Source organism: Phocaeicola sp. RTP21198st1_B8_RTP21198_201120, from assembly GCF_040929485.1.
GTDB lineage: Bacteria > Bacteroidota > Bacteroidia > Bacteroidales > Bacteroidaceae > Phocaeicola > Phocaeicola dorei.
Genome location: NZ_JBCOCI010000489.1, coordinates 1 through 1124 on the forward strand (window position 1 = coordinate 1; position 1124 = coordinate 1124).

1 protein-coding gene and 1 pseudogene are annotated in these 1124 nt (G+C 43.5%); both read left to right on the forward strand.

The annotated features are described in order from the left end of the window. A pseudogene (locus AB5935_RS27520) lies at positions 1–692 on the forward strand (SusC/RagA family protein); the annotation flags it as partial. Between the two features lie 15 nt (positions 693–707). Continuing rightward, positions 708–1124: SusD/RagB family nutrient-binding outer membrane lipoprotein (locus tag AB5935_RS27525; protein ID WP_368328042.1), on the forward strand; the 417-nt coding region annotated here is incomplete at its 3' end.

Sequence of the window (1124 nt, forward strand, 5' to 3'; positions counted from 1 at the left end):
ACGGGCCTACCAGTTTTTCTTCCAGCTATGCCATGAAGCTTATTAAAGGCGGTTCTATCGGTGATATTTATGGTAAGGCTTTTGTGCGTGATGATGCAGGCAATATCGTCTACGAAACAGAGGGTGATAATAAAGGACTTCCATTGGTAGAGGGTGATGGGAATACGGTGAAAGTAGGCAATGCCAACCCTGTCTTTATGATGGGATGGGACCATACATTCTCTTACAAAGGCTTCACCCTTTATTTTCTGCTTGATTGGCGTTACGGAGGCGAAGTCCTTTCGCAGACGCAGGCGGAAATGGATCTTTATGGGGTATCCGAAATAACGGCTGATGCGCGTGACAGGGGATATGTAATGCTCGACGGTCAGCGTATAGACGATGTGAAGGGATTCTATAAAATAGTAGGCGGGCGTGCCGGGGTGACGGAGTATTATATGTATGATGCTACCAATTTACGGTTGCGTGAAGTATCATTGAGCTATAATTTCTCCAGGAGGTGGATACAGAAAACGAAGGTACTGAAAGATGTTCAGCTTTCGTTTGTAGCCCGCAATCTATGTTTCTTGTATAAGAAAGCTCCTTTTGATCCGGATTTGGTACTTTCTACCGGAAATGATAATCAAGGCATTGAAGTGTTCGGAATGCCTACGACCCGTAGTCTGGGCTTTACTCTGAAATGTGAATTTTAAAGGCAGGAGAGAGAAATGAAGAGAAAATATGTATATCTATATTTGTTGGGGTTATTGCTGTTCTCTGTAGCTTGTACCGGTAATTTCCGTGATTACAATACCGATTTGTCCGGTATCACGGATGATGACTTGATTATTGATGACAATGGCTATGGAATCCGTTTGGGAATTATTCAGCAAGGTATTTATTTTAATTACGACTACGGAAAAGGAAAGAACTGGCCTTTCCAACTGATACAGAATCTGAACGCGGACATGTTCAGTGGGTATATGCATGACGGCAAACCTCTGAACGGGGGCTCGCATAATTCCGATTATAATATGCAGGACGGCTGGAATAGCGCCATGTGGACACACATGTATTCTTATATTTTCCCACAGATATATCAGTCGGAGAATGCTACCCGAAATACACATCCTGCTCTGTTCGGG